General features: G+C 69.9%; 12 protein-coding genes. 6 read left to right on the top strand and 6 right to left on the bottom strand.

All coding sequences use genetic code 11. From position 1 onward, the window contains the following. Nucleotides 1-11: 11 nt before the first annotated feature. A complete protein-coding gene (locus tag ACIQK6_RS23530) occupies nucleotides 12-731 on the bottom strand; it encodes a PspA/IM30 family protein (protein ID WP_329099245.1) in 720 nt (239 codons plus the stop codon). Between the two features lie 38 nt (nucleotides 732-769). Further along, a complete protein-coding gene (locus tag ACIQK6_RS23525) occupies nucleotides 770-2905 on the bottom strand; it encodes a TPM domain-containing protein (protein WP_402695373.1) in 2136 nt (711 codons plus the stop codon). 47 nt (nucleotides 2906-2952) lie between these two features. Here ACIQK6_RS23525 and ACIQK6_RS23520 point away from each other — a divergent pair, with 47 nt between their 5' ends. Beyond that, nucleotides 2953-3186, top strand: a complete 234-nt coding sequence (locus ACIQK6_RS23520) for a hypothetical protein (RefSeq protein ID WP_402695472.1) — start codon at nucleotides 2953-2955, stop codon at nucleotides 3184-3186. Nucleotides 3187-3279: 93 nt separating this feature from the next. Here the strand turns inward: ACIQK6_RS23520 and ACIQK6_RS23515 are convergent, their stop codons facing one another. The 4 genes from ACIQK6_RS23515 to ACIQK6_RS23500 all read right to left on the bottom strand — a co-directional run bounded on the left by ACIQK6_RS23515 (nucleotide 3280) and on the right by ACIQK6_RS23500 (nucleotide 7122). Further along, complete coding sequence (locus tag ACIQK6_RS23515) at nucleotides 3280-4059, bottom strand: succinate dehydrogenase/fumarate reductase iron-sulfur subunit (RefSeq protein WP_329099244.1); 780 nt, start codon at nucleotides 4057-4059, stop codon at nucleotides 3280-3282. Continuing rightward, on the bottom strand, nucleotides 4056-5969 hold the full coding sequence (locus tag ACIQK6_RS23510) for a fumarate reductase/succinate dehydrogenase flavoprotein subunit (protein WP_329099242.1): 1914 nt from the start codon (nucleotides 5967-5969) through the stop codon (nucleotides 4056-4058). The genes ACIQK6_RS23515 and ACIQK6_RS23510 overlap by 4 nt, the downstream gene beginning before the upstream one ends. 1 nt (nucleotide 5970) lies before the next feature. Further along, complete coding sequence (locus ACIQK6_RS23505) at nucleotides 5971-6795, bottom strand: hypothetical protein (protein WP_329099241.1); 825 nt, start codon at nucleotides 6793-6795, stop codon at nucleotides 5971-5973. A gap of 102 nt (nucleotides 6796-6897) precedes the next feature. Next, the gene (locus ACIQK6_RS23500; RefSeq protein ID WP_329099240.1) at nucleotides 6898-7122 is read right to left on the bottom strand and encodes a hypothetical protein; all 225 of its coding nucleotides are present in this window, start codon (nucleotides 7120-7122) and stop codon (nucleotides 6898-6900) included. 345 nt (nucleotides 7123-7467) lie between these two features. Between ACIQK6_RS23500 and ACIQK6_RS23495 the strand changes: the two genes are divergently transcribed. From ACIQK6_RS23495 to ACIQK6_RS23475, 5 genes are all read left to right on the top strand, one after another. Next, nucleotides 7468-9789 carry an ABC transporter family substrate-binding protein gene (locus ACIQK6_RS23495; protein WP_329099239.1) on the top strand — a complete coding sequence of 774 codons (2322 nt, stop codon included), beginning with the start codon at nucleotides 7468-7470 and terminating at the stop codon, nucleotides 9787-9789. Between the two features lie 335 nt (nucleotides 9790-10124). Further along, nucleotides 10125-12029 (top strand): translational GTPase TypA, encoded by a 1905-nt coding sequence (typA, locus tag ACIQK6_RS23490; RefSeq protein ID WP_329099237.1) that lies wholly within the window; start codon nucleotides 10125-10127, stop codon nucleotides 12027-12029. 480 nt (nucleotides 12030-12509) lie between these two features. Further along, nucleotides 12510-14159 carry an ABC transporter substrate-binding protein gene (locus tag ACIQK6_RS23485; protein ID WP_329099235.1) on the top strand — a complete coding sequence of 550 codons (1650 nt, stop codon included), beginning with the start codon at nucleotides 12510-12512 and terminating at the stop codon, nucleotides 14157-14159. Nucleotides 14160-14356: 197 nt separating this feature from the next. Further along, the gene (locus ACIQK6_RS23480; protein WP_030016617.1) at nucleotides 14357-15283 is read left to right on the top strand and encodes an ABC transporter permease; all 927 of its coding nucleotides are present in this window, start codon (nucleotides 14357-14359) and stop codon (nucleotides 15281-15283) included. A gap of 23 nt (nucleotides 15284-15306) precedes the next feature. Beyond that, entirely contained in the window at nucleotides 15307-16230 is a 924-nt protein-coding gene (locus ACIQK6_RS23475; RefSeq protein ID WP_329099234.1) for an ABC transporter permease, read from the top strand. The last annotated feature ends 1 nt before the right edge of the window (nucleotide 16231 follow it).

The raw sequence follows: 16231 nt of genomic DNA, 5'->3' as shown, positions 1-16231 counted from the left end.
CCCCGGCGACCCTAGGCGGCCTCGCGGGATTTGAGGGCGGCGAGCCGGGCCTCGATCTCCGAGGTCTTGCCCAGGTCGTCCAGGGCTTCGAACTGGGTGTCCAGGGAGGACGCGGCGAGCTCCTGCCTGCCCAGCGCCCGCGCCTCCTCCCGCCGCACCTTGTCCTCGAAGCGCGCCAGGTCGCTCGTCGGGTCCATGACGTCGATGTTCTTCACCGCGTCCAGCATCGTGTTCTGCGCCTGGGCCGTCTTCGCCCGGGCCACCAGCTCGTCACGCTTCGCCTGCAGCTCCGTCAGCTTGTTCCGCATCGCGTCCAGGCCCGACTTGAGCTTGTCGACGACCTCCGTCTGGGCGGCGATCGTCGGCTCCGCCACGGTCGCCTCCTTCTCGGACTGGATCTGCCGGCCCAGCGCCACCTTCGCGAGGTTGTCGAACGTATCGGCCTCCGCCGTCGCCCCCGACGCCCGCAGCTCGTCCGCCTTCTTGCTCGCCGCCAGGGCCTTGCCGCCCCACTCGGCGGCCGCCTCCACGTCCTCCTTGTGGTCCGCCTCCAGCATCCGCAGGTTGCCGATCGTCGTCGCGACCGCCTGTTCCGCCTCCGAGATGTTGTTCGTGTAGTCGCGGATCAGCTGGTCCAGCATCTTCTGCGGGTCCTCCGCCTGGTCCAGCAGCGCGTTGATGTTCGCCTTGGCGAGCTGGGTGACGCGGCCGAGGATGGTCTGCTTGCTCATGGTGGGTCCCTCCTGGTCAGGGCCGATGTGTGTGCCGTTCAGAAGCGGCCGCCGCCGCCCATGCGGCCGCGCGTCCCGCCGCCGCCGAAGGAGCCGGGACCGCTGCCGCCCCCGCCGCCCCCGAAACCGCCGCCGAAGCCCCCGCCCCGGCCGCCCCGCAGGATCTCGCCGAGGATGATCCCGCCGAGTACCGCGCCGCCCTGGCCGCCGCCATGCCGCCGACCCGCGTACGGGTCCTGGTACGCCCGTACGTCCTGCTCCGCCAGCTGCTGCGCCTGCCGCGCCAGCCCGTCCGCCCGCTGGGCCTCCGCCAGCGCCCCCGCCGGGTCGGCCGCCGCCACCGACACCGCCCGCTCCAGGTGCCGGCCCGCTTCCGCCAGCCGGGTGCGGGCCTGGCTGCCCACCGCGCCCCGGGTGGTGGTGACGTAGTCCGTCGCCGCACCGATCGAGCTGCGCGCCGCCAGCAGGGCCTGGTCGAGCAGGGCCACCGCCCGCTGCCGCCCCGATTCCCGTTCCCGCGCCCCGGCCAGCGCCTCGTCGAGGGCCGCGTCGGCCTCCTCGATCCGGCGCAGGGCGTCGATCGGGTCGTACCGGCCGGCCGCCTCCTGCTGCCGTACGTCGGCCAGTACGGCCTCCGCCCGGCCGATCCGTCCGCGCAGGTCCGCCGTCGAGGTGCCCTCCGCGGTTCCGGTGAGCAGCCCGCGGGCGTCCGCGAGGTCGGTGTCCGTCTCGGTCAGCGCGCCCGGCAGCTTCCCGGCCGCCTCCGCCAGTTCCTGCGCCCGCCGCTCGACCGCGTCCATCAGGGTGGCCGCCTGGTCCACCGCGCCCTCGGCGGACCGTACGTGCACGGCCGCCGTGCCGTTCTCGCCGGCGTCGACGGCCGCGTGGGCCAGGCCCAGGTTGGTCGCCGCGAACAGCAGCCGGTCCTTGGCCTGTTCGGCGTTGGAGGCGACGGGCGCGGACGCCGAATCCGCGTACCGCCGGGCCAGCGCGGTCAGCGTCGCCTCGGCGGTGGTGGTGCGTCCGGTCAGCTCCAGGTAGCGCTCCTCCACGGACGCCAGGACCTGCGGGGCGTTCTTCTCCAGGTCCCGCAGCCGGTCGAAGTCCGCCGACTCGGCGTCGAGGCGCCGGTTCGCCCCGGTGCACCGGGCGACGATCTCGTCCAGCATCCGGCGCCGGGTCGCGTCGTCCTCCGGGTAGGCGTCGTCGAGCTGCTGGCGCAGCCGGAAGGCGTGCGTCAGCTCGTCCTTGGCGTACGCGACGGCCGCGACGAACGGGCGGGCCGCCTCCTCGCCGAACTGGGCGGACGCGAAACCGAGTTCCTCGGTGCTGGTGCGGACCGCGTCGTCGGTCTCCACCAGCAGGGCCTTGGCCGTGGCGTCCAGCTCCGGCAGCGGGAGCCGGTCGGGCGCCCCTTCGGGCCAGCCCGGCCCGGTCGTCGTACCGCGCCCGCCGGCGGCCGCGTCCTTGCGCTTGCGGCGGGTGTACGCGTACGCGGCGAGCGCCCCGGCCGCGCCGACGGCGACCACCGGGAGCACGAAGTCCCCGGCCCCGCTCTCGCCGCTCCCCGTGCCGCCGGGGTTCGCCGGGCCGGGGGTGATGGTGGGCACCGGGACCGGCTGACCACCGAGGACGGCGTTGTAGCCGTTGGCCGCGCCGATGGCGGCGCCCGCCCAGTCGTTCTGCTTCAGGGCGGGCTCGATGGCGGTCTGCGCGACCGTGGCCAGCTGCTGCTCGGTGAAACCGGAGTCGACATCGGCCGAATAGGCGTACTGGCGGTCCCCGGTCGCCACGGCCAGCAGGACGTCGTTCTGGCCGAGGCCGTTGCGCTGCGCGGTGGCGTCGGCCCAGCTCTGGGCGGAGCGGCCGGAGAAGTCCCGTACGTAGACGACGAAGAGCTGGATCTTCCGGTCGGCGTACAGCTCGTCGAGCGCGGCGGTGACGGCGCCCTGCCGGTCGCCCAGGGCACCCACGAGGTCGGTGATCTGCCCCTGCTGGGACAGGGCGACGGGATCCTCGGCCCGCGCGGGCGTCGCCCCGGCCGCACCCCAGCCGCTGATCGCGAGCAGCCCGGCCGCCAGGGCGAGCCCGGCCCGTACGGACCTCCTGCGGCGGGGCCTGCTTCTCGGCGGAATCACAATTGGGAGGTTATGGGGGGTTTCCCGGACCCGCATGCGGAGTCGTTCCGGTGACCGTCCCGCTCCCGCCTCGTTGGCAGGGCATGAAGAAGATCATCTCCGCCGCCGCGCTCGCCGTGGCCGCGCTCGCCCTCGCCACGCCCGCCCACGCCGACAGCAACTTCGGCGGCGGGGTCAACGCGGCCAACAACTGGAACTTCACCGCGGCCGCCGTCTGCCTCCAGGAGGTGGCCGTGGTCCCGGTGGCGGGAGACTGGGTGGGCGACCACACCAACAACTGCTCCAACGGCAACGTCATCGACCACTCCGGGCGCTGACCCCGCCGGGGGACGCCGCCGCCCGCACCCACGACGGCACGATCGCCGTGGGCGCGGGCGGCGGGACGTCCGGGATGTCCGGCACGTCCGGGACTACCGGGGGTCGGCGGACCGGCGGGCGATCTTGTTGCCCAGCCACACCAGCGGGTCGTACTTGCGGTCCACCGCCCGCTCCTTCAGCGGGATCAGCGCATTGTCGGTGATCTTGATGCCCTCCGGGCAGACCTCCGTACAGCACTTGGTGATGTTGCAGTAGCCGAGCCCGTGCTCCTCCTGCGCGGTGCGCTTGCGGTCCAGGCCCGCCCCCTGCGCCGCGTCCAGCGGGTGCATGTCCAGCTCCGCCACCCGCATCAGGAAGCGCGGGCCGGCGAAGGCGCCCTTGTTCTCCTCGTGGTCGCGCACCACGTGACAGGTGTCCTGGCACAAGAAGCACTCGATGCACTTCCTGAACTCCTGCGAGCGCTCCACGTCGATCTGCTGCATCCGGTACGCGCCCGGGGCCACCCCCTCCGGCGGTACGAAGGCCGGGACCTCCCGCGCCTTCGCGTAGTTGAAGGACACGTCCGTCACCAGGTCCCGGACGATCGGGAAGGCGCGCAGCGGGGTGACGGTGATCGTCTCGGACCGCTCGAAGGTCGACATGCGCGTCATGCACATCAGCCGCGGCCGGCCGTTGACCTCCGCACTGCACGAGCCGCACTTGCCCGCCTTGCAGTTCCAGCGCACCGCCAGGTCCGAGGCCTGGGTGGCCTGGAGCCGGTGGACGATGTCCAGGACCACCTCCCCGTCGTGCACCTCGACGGTGAAGTCCCGCAGTTCCCCGCCCTCCGCGTTGCCCCGCCAGATCCGGAAGCTCGCGTCGTACGCACTCATTGGTACAGCTCCTCTTCGGCGAGGTACTTGACCAGCTCTTCCTTCTCGAAGAGCGCGAGCAGGTCGGGACGGATGGGCTCGGTACGGGTCCGTTCGAGGGCGATCTTGTCGGCGGCCGGATCCGCCGGCACCGGGTCGACCGGCCGGCACAGCAGGTTCACCGGGCGCCAGCTGCGCTCCATCGACGGACAGTCCTCGCGGGTGTGCCCGCCCCGGCTCTCGGTGCGCTCCAGGGCCGCGCGGGCCACGCACTCGCTGACCAGCAGCATGTTCCGCAGGTCCAGGGCGAGGTGCCAGCCGGGGTTGAACTGCCGGTGCCCCTCGACACCGGCCCGGGAGGCCCGTACGCGCAGGGTCGCGAGCTTCTCCAACGCCTCGGTCATCTCGCCCGCGCGCCGGATGATGCCGACGAGGTCGTTCATCGTCGTCTGCAGTTCCTGGTGGAGCGTGTACGGGTTCTCCGCGCCCTCGGCGGCGTGGAAGGGGGCCAGCGCCTCCGTCGCCGCCGCGTCGACCTCCGACTGGGCGACCGCCGGGCGTCCGGCGGCGGCGGCGTACTGCGCCGCGTGCAGCCCGGCCCGCCGTCCGAAGACCAGCAGGTCGGAGAGGGAGTTGCCGCCGAGCCGGTTCGAGCCGTGCATCCCGCCCGCGACCTCGCCCGCCGCGAACAGCCCCGGCACCCCGACGGTGGCGGCGGACTCCGAGTCGACCGCGATCCCGCCCATCACGTAGTGGCAGGTCGGACCCACCTCCATCGGCTCCGCCGTGATGTCCACGTCCGCCAGCTCCTTGAACTGGTGGTACATCGACGGCAGCCGCCGCTTGATCCGCTCGGCCGGCATCCGGGTGGACACGTCGAGGAAGACCCCGCCGTGCGGTGAGCCGCGGCCCGCCTTCACCTCGGAGTTGATGGCCCGCGCCACCTCGTCGCGCGGCAGCAGCTCGGGCGGGCGCCGGTTGTGGTCCGGGTCCTCGTACCAGCGGTCGCCCTCCGCCTCCGACTCGGCGTACTTCTCCTTGAAGACGTCGGGGACGTAGTCGAACATGAACCGCTTGCCCTCGGAGTTGCGCAGCACTCCGCCGTCACCGCGCACGGACTCGGTGACGAGGATGCCCTTGACCGACGGCGGCCAGACCATGCCGGTCGGGTGGAACTGCACGAACTCCATGTTGAGCAGGGGCGCGCCCGCGAGCAGGGCCAGCGCGTGGCCGTCGCCCGTGTACTCCCAGGAGTTGGAGGTGGTCTTGAAGGACTTGCCGATCCCGCCCGTGGCCAGGACGACCGCCGGGGCCTCCAACACGAAGAACCGGCCGGACTCGCGCTCGTAGCAGAAGGCCCCCGAGACCCTCTCCCCGTCCTTCGGACCGTGATCCTTCAGAACCCTGGTGACCGTGCACTCCTGGAAGACCTTGAGCCGGGCCTCGTAGTCCCCGCACTCCTTGAAGTCCTCCTGCTGGAGGGCGACGATCTTCTGCTGGAGGGTGCGGATCAGTTCCAGGCCGGTACGGTCGCCGACGTGCGCGAGGCGCGGGTACTCGTGCCCGCCGAAGTTGCGCTGGGAGATCTTCCCGTCGGGCGTCCGGTCGAAGAGCGCGCCCCAGGTCTCCAGCTCCCAGACCCGGTCGGGGGCCTCCTTCGCGTGGAGTTCCGCCATCCGCCACTGGTTGAGGAACTTGCCCCCGCGCATGGTGTCGCGGAAGTGCACCTGCCAGTTGTCGCCCTCGTTGACGTTGCCCATGGAGGCAGCGATCCCGCCCTCCGCCATCACCGTATGGGCCTTGCCGAACAGGGACTTGCAGATCACGGCCGTACGGGCGCCGCGCTCACGGGCCTCGATCGCGGCCCGCAGCCCGGCGCCCCCGGCGCCGACCACGACCACGTCCCACTGCTGCCGTTCCACTTGAGCCATCTCAAAAGATCCTCGGGTCGGTGAAGGCGCCGCTGGCCAGCAGGTACACGTAGAAGTCGCACAGGGCCACGCTGATCAGGGAGGCCCACGCCAGTTGCATGTGGCGGGCGTTGAGCCGGCTGATCCAGCCCCAGAGCCGGTAGCGCACCGGGTGCTTCGAGAAGTGCTTGAGCCGGCCGCCCATGATGTGCCGGCAGGAGTGGCAGGACAGGGTGTAGGCCCAGATCAGCGTGATGTTGACCAGGAACAGCAGGGTCCCGAGGCCCATGTGGCCCCAGTCGTAGTGCTCGTCGCGGAAGGTCAGCACCGTGTCGTACGTGAGGATGCCCGCGACCGGGACCGCCGCGTAGAAGAAGTACCGGTGCGCGTTCTGGAGGATCAGCGGGAAGCGGGTTTCGCCGGTGTACCTCGTGTGCGGTTCGGCGACCGCACAGGCGGGCGGCGAGGCCCAGAAGCCCCGGTAGTAGGCCTTGCGGTAGTAGTAGCAGGTCAGCCGGAAGCCGAGCGGGAAGATCAGGATCAGCAGGGCGGGGGAGAGGCCCCACCAGCTGCCGAAGACCTCCCAGTTGGGCCCGCCCTTCATCGGGACGCAGTTCTCCGCGAGACACGGGGAGTAGAAGGGGGAGACGTACGGGGCCGCGTAGTAGTCGGCGTTCGCGAAGGCCCGCCAGGTCGAATAGACGATGAAGGCGAACAGCCCGGCCGCGGTGCCGGCGGGGGCCAGCCACCACCGGTCGGTCCGCAGGTGCCGGGCCGCGATCGCGGCCCGTGAGGCGTCGTGGACGCCGCCGGGCCGCTGCTGGGGTCGTTCCGTGCCTGTGGCCAAAGAAGACTCCGGGAGGAGTGGTGAAGGGTGCCCCGTCCGGCCCGGACGCGAACGGCCGGACCGGACGGGGCGCGGGTGGATGCGGGTCCGGGACAGGCTGCCTCAGGGGGCGCGGCGGTCGCGGGCGCCCAGGCCCTCGTCGTCGGAGTCCGTCCACAGGGAGCTGTCGTACGGGGTGTCCGGGACCGTCACCATCCGGGACGGGTCCGGACCCGTCGCCGTCGTCGACGGCTTCTGCCGGGCGGCCTGCTGCTCCAGCCGCTCGACCTTGCGCGTCAGCTCGTCCAGGTTGCGCCGTACGGCACTCAGATCGTCTTGCAGGGACATGACTTGCCCTCACTTCCGCCAGGTGCGGTGGCAACGCTCATGTGCGCCTGCGAGTGTCGCGCTTCCCGTCCCCCGTTGTGAAGGGACGTGCAGCGATTGCGGGCGCGCAGGCGTGAACCGTGCGCCCCTCCCTGCCCCCATTCTCATCCCTCTCCCGGGGGAACGCCTCCTGCGGCGCAAGCGGGATTGGTCCGCACGGGTGGGGTTCGCGGCGTGGCGAGAGGCGGCTGCGAGGGGTGCGGCGGACCGTCTATTTCAGTGGGTTCCGGCAACCGGTGTGATCAGCTCCATATACCGCCGAACGTGATCATGCTTCCCCCACGCCCCGCCCCGGAGGTACCACCCATGTCCCAGAGAAGGCGCAGGTCCTTGGCGCTCCTGACCTCGGGAGTCCTCGCACTGCCGCTGCTCACGGGCTGCGGCGCGGGTGACGACGAGGGCGGCCAGGCCGCCGCGGAACAGGACATCGCCACGACCACCCGCGACAAGGTCGCGGACGGGGGCGTGTTGCGCTGGGCGGTCGACGCGCTGCCGGACACCTTCAACACCTTCCAGGCCGACGCGGACGCCACCACCAACAGGATCGCCGGCGCCGTGCTGCCGCAGCTGTTCGTGCTGGACGCCAAGGGGCGGCCGGTGGTCAACCCGGACTACCTGGAGAAGGCCGAGGTCATCGAGCGGGAGCCGAAGCAGGTCGTCCAGTACAAGCTGAACCAGAAGGCGGTGTGGAGCGACGGGCGCGAGATCGGCGCCGCCGACTTCGTGGCGCAGTGGCGGGCCCTGAACGGCAAGGACTCGGCGTACTGGACGGCGCGCAACGCCGGCTACGACCGGATCGAGAAGATCGAGAAGGGCAAGACCGACCTGGAGGTCAGGGTCACCTTCAACAAGCCGTACGCCGACTGGCGCTCCCTCTTCACCCCGCTCTACCCCAAGCAGGTCACCGGCACCCCGGAGGCCTTCAACGAGGGCGTCCGCGGCGCCCTGAAGATCACCGCCGGACCCTTCGGGCTGAGCACGATCGACAAGAAGGCCGGGACCGCCGCCCTGACCCGCAACGCGCGCTGGTGGGGCCGTCCGGCCAAGCTGGACACGCTGGTCCTGACGGCGGTCCCGCGGGCCGAGCGCCCGGCGGCGCTGGCCGCCGGGAAGCTCGATCTGGCGGAGATCGACCGGGCCGGGGCCGACCGGATCGCACTGGCCCGCCGGGACGCGGCCGCCAAGAACGGCCCGGGCACGGGCGGCGCCCCGGCCCACGGCCCGGAGGCCGCGCTGACGCCGGCGCAGGCCACGCTGTCCTGGGCGACCGCCTTCGGGGCGGACGAGGACAAGGCCGCGGCGGAGACGGAGAGCCGCCAGAAGCACCTCGCCTCGGTCAAGCAGTACGCGGCCGAGCAGACGGCGCTGAAGGCCTTCACCGTGCGGAAGTCCCTGGAGCCGGCCTACACGCAGCTCGCGATGAACGGGGCCTCCGGCCCGTTGGCGGACGAGCGGGTGCGCCGGGCGGTGGCCCGGGCCCTGGACCGCAAGGCGCTGGCCGAAGTCGTGCTGGCGCCGCTCGGCCTGCCCGCGAAGCCGGTCGGCAGCCACCTGGCCCTGGCGGGGCAACGGGCGTACGCCGACAACAGCGACGCGCTCGGCGGCCTGGACCCCCGGGCGGCCCAGGCCCTGTTCGCGGACGCGGGCTGGCGCAAGGGCGGCAAGATCACCGAGCCCGCGGGCGCCAAGGCCGGCCCGGAGAGCGCGCCGCAGGACGACTCGAAGACCCCGTCGGGCCCGGGCACCGGGAACGACGGGCTCTACATCGTGGGCCAGGACGACGGGGCGGGCGGCGAGCCGCGGCCGGCGACCGCCGACCGCCCGAAGAGCGACACCGGTCCGGCGCAGGCCCAGGACGGGCCGTCCCCGGTGCTCGCCCCCGCCCCCTTCGGGGCCCAGCAGCAGGCGTCCCTGCTCGCCCAGGCGGCCCGGGTCGCCCGCACCGCCCGGGCGGAGGACGCCGACGACGGCAAGGGGGCCCCGGCCCGCGACGGAGACGGGGCCGACCCCGCCAAGGCCTCCCCGGCCCCGGCCCCCGCCAAGCAGCCCGTCCGCACCTCCGGCAACATGCTCGCCAAGGACGGCAAGGCGCTCAGCCTGCGCTTCGTCCTCCCGGCGGGCCCCGGCTCGGAGTCCTTGCGCGCGGTCGGCGAGCGGATCGCCGGGATGCTCCGCAAGGTCGGCGTGAACACCGAGACGATCAAGGTGGCCGACGCCAGCTTCTTCAAGGACCACATCGCCTCCGGCCAGTACGACCTGGCCCTGTACTCCTGGCCCGCGACGGCCTACCCGGCCACCGACGCCCGGCCCATCTTCGCCAAGCCGGAGCCGGCCGCGGACGGCTCGCTCCTCGTCGAACAGAACTACACGCGGGTCGGCACCGACCACATCGACCAGCTCTTCGACCAGGCGGTCGGTGAACTGGACGAGGAGCAGTCCCGTGAGCTGATGCGCAAGGCGGACGCCCGGATCTGGGCCGCCGCCGGCTCCATCCCCCTCTTCCAGCGCCCGGAGCTGGTGGCGGTCAAGCCGAGCCTCGCCAACGCCGGCGCCTTCGGCCTCGGCGCCCCCCGCTACCAGGACATCGGCTGGAAGAAGGCCCTGACCGCGAAGGACAAGAAGAAGTAGCGCGGGAGAAGAAGTGGTGAAAAAGCGGTGCCTGTCTGGTTGACCGCGGGGTCACAAGCTCAGATGTGACTCAAGTCCCTTGCCCGCCGGATCCCCCGGCGGGCAAGGTCGTGCGTACCCGTTGACCCGTGTGTTCACCAGCAGGAACGGCGGTCGAGGCACCCCACGCAGCGCTCGGCCGCACTCATTCATCCGGCCTCTTGACAGACCCCCCGGCGGGCGGTTCCCGCCGCGCGACGTACCATGGGGTAAGGCCGTGGCAGGTTTTCGCCCGGCCGAGGCGCGCGTGCCGGACCGTACGCGACGCCATCCACGATCCCGGGAGAAGCGCCGAAGTGCCCACGCGCCACGACATCCGTAACGTCGCCATCGTCGCCCACGTCGACCATGGCAAGACGACCATCGTCGATGCCATGCTCAAGCAGGCCGGTGCCTTCGCCGCCCACCAGCAGCTCGACGACCGCATGATGGACTCGAACGACCTGGAGCGTGAGAAGGGCATCACGATCCTCGCCAAGAACACGGCGGTGAAGTATCACCCCAAGGACGGCGGGGCCCCGATCACGATCAACATCATCGACACCCCCGGCCACGCCGACTTCGGTGGTGAGGTCGAGCGCGGTCTGTCGATGGTGGACGCCGTCGTTCTGCTGGTGGACGCCTCCGAGGGTCCGCTGCCCCAGACCCGCTTCGTCCTGCGCAAGGCCCTGCAGGCGAACATGCCGGTCATCCTCTGCATCAACAAGACGGACCGCCCGGACTCCCGGATCGACGAGGTCGTCAACGACACCTACGACCTGTTCCTGGACCTGGACGCCACCGAGGACCAGATCGAGTTCCCGATCGTCTACGCCTGCGGCCGTGACGGCATCGCCTCGCTGACCAAGCCGGAGGACGGCACCGTCCCCGCGGACAGCGACAGCCTGGAGCCGTTCTTCTCCACGATCCTGGAGCACGTCCCGGCCCCGACGTTCGACGAAGAGGCCCCGCTGCAGGCCCACGTCACCAACCTCGACGCCGACAACTTCCTCGGCCGCATCGCGCTGCTCCGCGTCGAGCAGGGCGAGCTGCGCAAGGGCCAGACGGTCGCGTGGATCAAGCGCGACGGCTCGATCTCCAACGTGCGCATCACCGAGCTGATGATGACCGAGGCGCTCACCCGCAAGCCGGCCGAGGTGGCGGGCCCGGGTGACATCTGCGCGGTCGCCGGTATCCCCGACATCATGATCGGTGAGACCCTGGCCGACCCGGAGAACCCGATCGCGCTCCCGCTGATCTCGGTCGACGAGCCGGCGATCTCCATGACCATCGGTACGAACACCTCCCCGATGGTCGGCCGCGGCGGCACCGGCAAGGGCGCGGACGCCAAGTCCGCGGTCAAGGACCGCAAGGTCACCGCCCGCCAGGTCAAGGACCGCCTGGACCGCGAGCTGATCGGTAACGTCTCGCTCCGCGTCCTCGAGACCGAGCGTCCGGACGCCTGGGAGGTCCAGGGCCGCGGTGAGCTCGCGCTCGCCATTCTGGTCGAGCAGATGCGCCGCGAGGGCTTCGAGCTCACCATCGGCAAGCCGCAGGTCGTCACGCAGGAGATCGACGGCAAGGTGCACGAGCCGGTCGAGCGCATGACGGTCGACGTCCCCGAGGAGCACATGGGCGCGGTCACGCAGCTCATGGGCGTCCGCAAGGGCCGCATGGACAACATGTCGAACCACGGCTCCGGCTGGGTCCGCATGGAGTTCGTCGTCCCGTCGCGCGGCCTCATCGGCTTCCGTACGGAGTTCCTGACGAACACCCGCGGTACGGGCATCGCCCACTCGATCCACGAGGGCCACGAGCCGTGGTTCGGCCAGCTGGTGACCCGTAACAACGGCTCCCTGGTCGCCGACCGCTCCGGTGCGGTCACGCCGTTCGCCATGATCAACCTGCAGGAGCGCGGCGTCCTGTTCACCGAGCCCGGTACCGAGGTGTACGAGGGCATGATCGTCGGCGAGAACTCGCGCTCCGACGACATGGACGTGAACATCACCAAGGAGAAGAAGCTCACCAACATGCGTGCGGCTTCCGCGGACAACACGGAGAACGTGATCCCGCCGCGCAAGCTGTCGCTGGAGCAGTCCCTGGAGTTCTGCCGCGACGACGAGTGCGTCGAGGTGACCCCCGAGGCCGTCCGCATCCGCAAGGTCGTCCTGGACCAGAAGGAGCGCTCGCGCACCGCGTCGCGCGCCAAGTCCGCCAAGTAGGCCAAGTAGCAACAGCCGTACGGCCGTTCGCCCGGGTTTGCTCGGGCCGCGGCCACGGCGGGCACAGCCGGCCGCAGGGCCCTGGTCGTGCAACAGCCCCTCCCTTCACGGAGTCCGTGAAGGGAGGGGCTGTTCGCTTGTGTCAAGCGGATTTTTGCGTTCAGGTGTCCGCATACCGACCGTGACGCTCCGGAAGATGAGCCAACCGTCCGTTTCGCACGTGTCTGTCTCCTATCCGTTTGTCCGGATTTCGGGTTTCTGACGCGGATCGATGTTGTGAAAACGAGACCACTTAAGTGTGGTTTACGGCCTGACCGTCCCTGAGGATGGCTCCATTGAGCTCGGGTCAATGGGTCACGCGATGTGGGGATCGCGCCGACTCACGAGCACACTATGGGCACGGAAATGCTCGCCGTCAGGGGTGTCGGCGAGGTTTTTTTGCCCCTCAAGTCGATCAGTGGACTCATGAGGAGGAAACCCATGCGCGGTGCCAAGAGCGCCAAGTGGGTCGTGGGCGCGGTTGTCGTCGCCCTGGCCGCTACCGCCTGTGGCGGCGGTGACGGTGACAAGGACAAGGGCAGCGCCGACGGTGGCGTGTTCCGGCTCGGTAGCACGGAGCCGGACACCATCGACCCGGGGCGTGCCCACGAGTCCACCGGCGTCCTGCTGGCCAACGCCCTGTTCACCGGCCTGTACGGCAACACGCCGGACGGCCTGGCCGAGCCCGCGCTCGCCGAGTCGGCGACGTCGGACGAGGGTTGCCTGTCCTGGACCTTCAAGATCAAGCCGGACACCAAGTTCTCCAACGGCGAGGTCGTCGACGCCGAGTCGTTCGCCCGTGGTTGGGCCCGTGCCGCGCACAAGGCCGCCGCGTCCGACGTGGCGTACCACTTCGCCGGCATCAAGGGTTACGAGCAGCTGCAGGACGGCTCCGCCAAGACCTTCTCCGGTGTCACCACGCCGGACCCGACCACCATCAAGGTGGACCTGGCCAAGGCGGACTGCGAGTTCGTCCTGAAGACGGCGCACAACGCCTACAGCCCGGTCCCGAAGGTCGCCAAGGTCGGCGAAGAGGACAAGGCGTTCGGCGAGGCCCCCATCGGTAACGGTCCGTTCAAGATGGACGGCACGTGGGAGCACAACAAGGCGATCAACCTCGTCCGTAACGACACCTACGGGCTGGAGAAGGCGTCCCTGGGCAAGGTCCAGGTCACCCTCCTCAACGACAAGACCGCGCACCAGCTCGAGTACGACGGCTTCCAGGCCGGCACCTTCGACTACGCGCACATCCCGACGCCGATGCTGAAGACGGCCGAGGCGAAGTACAAGGCGCAGAACAAGTGGTTCGCCAAGGACACCAACGGCATGAACTTCGTTCTGCCGATCGGTGACAACGGGCCGACGAACAACAAGGACGCCCGTCTGGCGATCTCCTACGCGATCGACCGTCAGGCCATCGCCAAGGGTGTCTTCCAGGGCTTCCAGACCCCGTCGACCACCATCGTGCCGCCGTCGTTCCCGAAGGCGTACCAGAAGGACCTGTGCACCTCCTGCATCAAGCAGGACGTCGCCAAGGCCAAGGAGCACGCCGAAAAGGGCGGCCTGAAGCCGGGTACCGAGATCAAGTTCAGCTTCAACACCGGTGCGGGCCACGAAGAGTGGGTCCAGGCCATCGCGAAGCAGCTCGAGGACGTCCTCGGCGTCAAGGTCAAGCTGGACGGCAAGGACTTCCCGGGCATGCTCAAGGAGCAGCAGGGCACCGGCGCCACGGGCATCTACCGCTTCGCGTGGGGCGCGGACTACCCGACCCCGGAGAACTTCCTGTTCCCGCTGCTGCACTCGGCCTCGATGAACAAGGACGCCGAGGGCAACGTGGCCGGTGACAACCGCGTCCGTTACAACAACCCCGAGTTCGACAAGCTGATCGACACGGCCCGCGCCACCAAGGACGAGGCCGCTCGCATCGCGATGTACAAGCAGGCCGAGAAGATGGCCATGGAGGACATGGCCCTCATCCCGACCTTCAACCGTTCCCAGTTCCGCCTGATGGCGACGGACAAGTTCAACGGTCTGGACGACATCAACTTCAACGAGGACCCGATCCTCGAGAAGATCTCGCTCAAGAAGTAATCGGTTCGGACGGTATATCCGTCAGGAGCGAACGCGCCGCGGCCCCCGGGTGACCGGTGGGCCGCGGCCTCGCTCGGCAGGCCGTTCTTACTTCGGCACCCCTCACATCCGCGGGCAATCCCCGCAGGCCGAGAGCCGACCCGTTCCTTGGGTCGGAGGCCGCTGCTCCCAGAAGCGGCCAGGTAGAGAGGCAAAACATGGGAAGGTACGTCGCCCGTCGCCTCGGGCAGATGGTCATAGTCCTCATCGGCGCGACCATGGTTCTGTTCGCGTGTCTGTTCGTTCTCCCCGGTGATCCCGTGGGTTCGATCGCGGGCAGCGACAAGGCACGTGACCCTGCAGTGGTCGCGGAACTCAAGGAGCGTTACGGGCTCGACAAGTCGCTGCCCGAGCAGTACGTGAACTATGTCGCGAAGGTCGCGACCGGAGACCTCGGTGAGGACTTCATCCAGCGGCGCGAGGTTTCCGAAATCCTCGGCCCGAAGCTGCAGAACACCGCGAAGCTGGCCCTGCTGGCCATCGTTCTCGTCACGGCGTTCGGTATGGGCGTGGGCATCATCTCCGCGCTCTACAGATACAGCATGCTGGACATGACCACGACATTTTTTACGACGATGGCGGTCGGTTTCCCGACCTTCGTCATCGGCATGCTGCTCAAGAAGTACTTTGCCGTGGAACTCCAGTGGTTCCCGCCGATCGGCGGTGACCAGCTCAACGGCATGATCCTTCCTGCAGTGACCCTCGCCATCACCGACATCGCCTTCGTCGCCCGCCTGACCCGCGGCACGATGCTCGAGGTGCTGCGCGCGGACTACGTGAAGACGGCCGTGGCCAAGGGCCTTCCGCGCCGGCGCGTGCTGTTCAAGCACGTCCTGCGCAACTCGTCCATCCCCGTGGTCACCTACCTGGGCATCTCCTTCGGCGGACTCCTCGGCGGTGCGCTCATCACCGAGGCGATCTTCAACTGGGACGGTGTCGGTCTGGCACTGGTTCAGGCGATTCAGCAGCAGAACAACCCGATCGTGATCGGCGTCGTGACGTACAGCGTCGCCATCTTCGTCGTCCTCAGCCTCATCGTGGACCTGCTGTACGCGGCCCTCGACCCGCGTATCCGCCTCAGCTGACCGCCCCCAAGGAGGATTTCCTCATGTCTGAGCTCGCAACGAGCCCGGCGATCGGGGACGAGAACCCCGTGTCGTCCGCTTCGGCCAAGGCCGAACCCGCCCCCAAACAACTGAGCCAGTGGGGCGAGATCCGCCACCGCTTCGTTCAGAACAAGCTGGCCGTCGTCGGCCTCGTGATCATTTGCCTGCTGTTCCTGACCGCCATCTTCGGGGACATGCTCGCCCCGTTCGACCCCGGCGCGCAGGACCTGGAGAACACCCTCGCGGCGCCCAACGGAACCCACTGGATGGGTACCGACGCCCTGGGCCGCGACCAGTTCTCGCGCCTCATAGCCGGTACCCGCGTGGCCATGTTCGTCGGCCTCGCCTCGATCTTCTTCGCGGTGCTGATCGGTGTCATCCTCGGCGCCATCGCCGGCTACTTCCCCGGCTTCGCCGACACCCTGGTCATGCGCATCGCGGACGTCTTCCTCGCGTTCCCGCTGATGATCGGTGCCATCGTCATCATCCTGGTCACCGGACGCGGCATCACCCCGGTGATCATCTCGCTCGCCATCTTCTCGTGGGCCACCGTGGCCAGGCTCCTGCGCAGCTCGATCCTGTCCGTGCGCGAGATGGACTACGTCCATGCGGCCAAGGCGCTGGGCGCCAGCGGCTGGCGCGTCGTCCGCACGCACATCCTGCCCAACTCGCTGACCGCCGTGCTGGTCTACGCGACCTTCAACGTCGGCACCACGATCGTCGGCGTAGCGGCGCTCTCCTTCCTCGGCGCCGGCGTTCCCGTCGACGTCCCCGAGTGGGGCAACATGCTCGCGGCCGGCCAGGGCTTCATCGGCGTCAGCGACTACCTGTGGTACTTCCCCAGCCTCTTCGTCGTCGTCACCGTGCTCGGCTTCGCCTTCGTCGGCGACGGCCTGCGCGACGCGCTCGACCCGAAGCTCCGGTAGG

Origin of the sequence: Streptomyces sp. NPDC091682 (assembly GCF_044756625.1) — a bacterium.
Classification (GTDB): domain Bacteria; phylum Actinomycetota; class Actinomycetes; order Streptomycetales; family Streptomycetaceae; genus Streptomyces.
Note: the sequence above shows the minus strand (reverse complement) of the source record. Positions and strands in the feature narration are given on the sequence as shown.

Excerpts from the sequence above, each read along its gene's own strand:
- ACIQK6_RS23525 (WP_402695373.1), bottom strand. The coding sequence starts at position 2,905 with ATGCGGGTCCGGGAAACCCCCCATAACCTCCCAATTGTGATTCCGCCG.
- ACIQK6_RS23515 (WP_329099244.1), bottom strand. The coding sequence starts at position 4,059 with ATGAGTGCGTACGACGCGAGCTTCCGGATCTGGCGGGGCAACGCGGAG.
- ACIQK6_RS23495 (WP_329099239.1), top strand. The coding sequence starts at position 7,468 with ATGTCCCAGAGAAGGCGCAGGTCCTTGGCGCTCCTGACCTCGGGAGTC.
- ACIQK6_RS23475 (WP_329099234.1), top strand. The coding sequence starts at position 15,307 with ATGTCTGAGCTCGCAACGAGCCCGGCGATCGGGGACGAGAACCCCGTG.
- ACIQK6_RS23510 (WP_329099242.1), bottom strand. The coding sequence starts at position 5,969 with ATGGCTCAAGTGGAACGGCAGCAGTGGGACGTGGTCGTGGTCGGCGCC.
- ACIQK6_RS23500 (WP_329099240.1), bottom strand. The coding sequence starts at position 7,122 with ATGTCCCTGCAAGACGATCTGAGTGCCGTACGGCGCAACCTGGACGAG.
- ACIQK6_RS23520 (WP_402695472.1), top strand. The coding sequence starts at position 2,953 with ATGAAGAAGATCATCTCCGCCGCCGCGCTCGCCGTGGCCGCGCTCGCC.
- ACIQK6_RS23485 (WP_329099235.1), top strand. The coding sequence starts at position 12,510 with ATGCGCGGTGCCAAGAGCGCCAAGTGGGTCGTGGGCGCGGTTGTCGTC.
- ACIQK6_RS23480 (WP_030016617.1), top strand. The coding sequence starts at position 14,357 with ATGGGAAGGTACGTCGCCCGTCGCCTCGGGCAGATGGTCATAGTCCTC.
- ACIQK6_RS23530 (WP_329099245.1), bottom strand. The coding sequence starts at position 731 with ATGAGCAAGCAGACCATCCTCGGCCGCGTCACCCAGCTCGCCAAGGCG.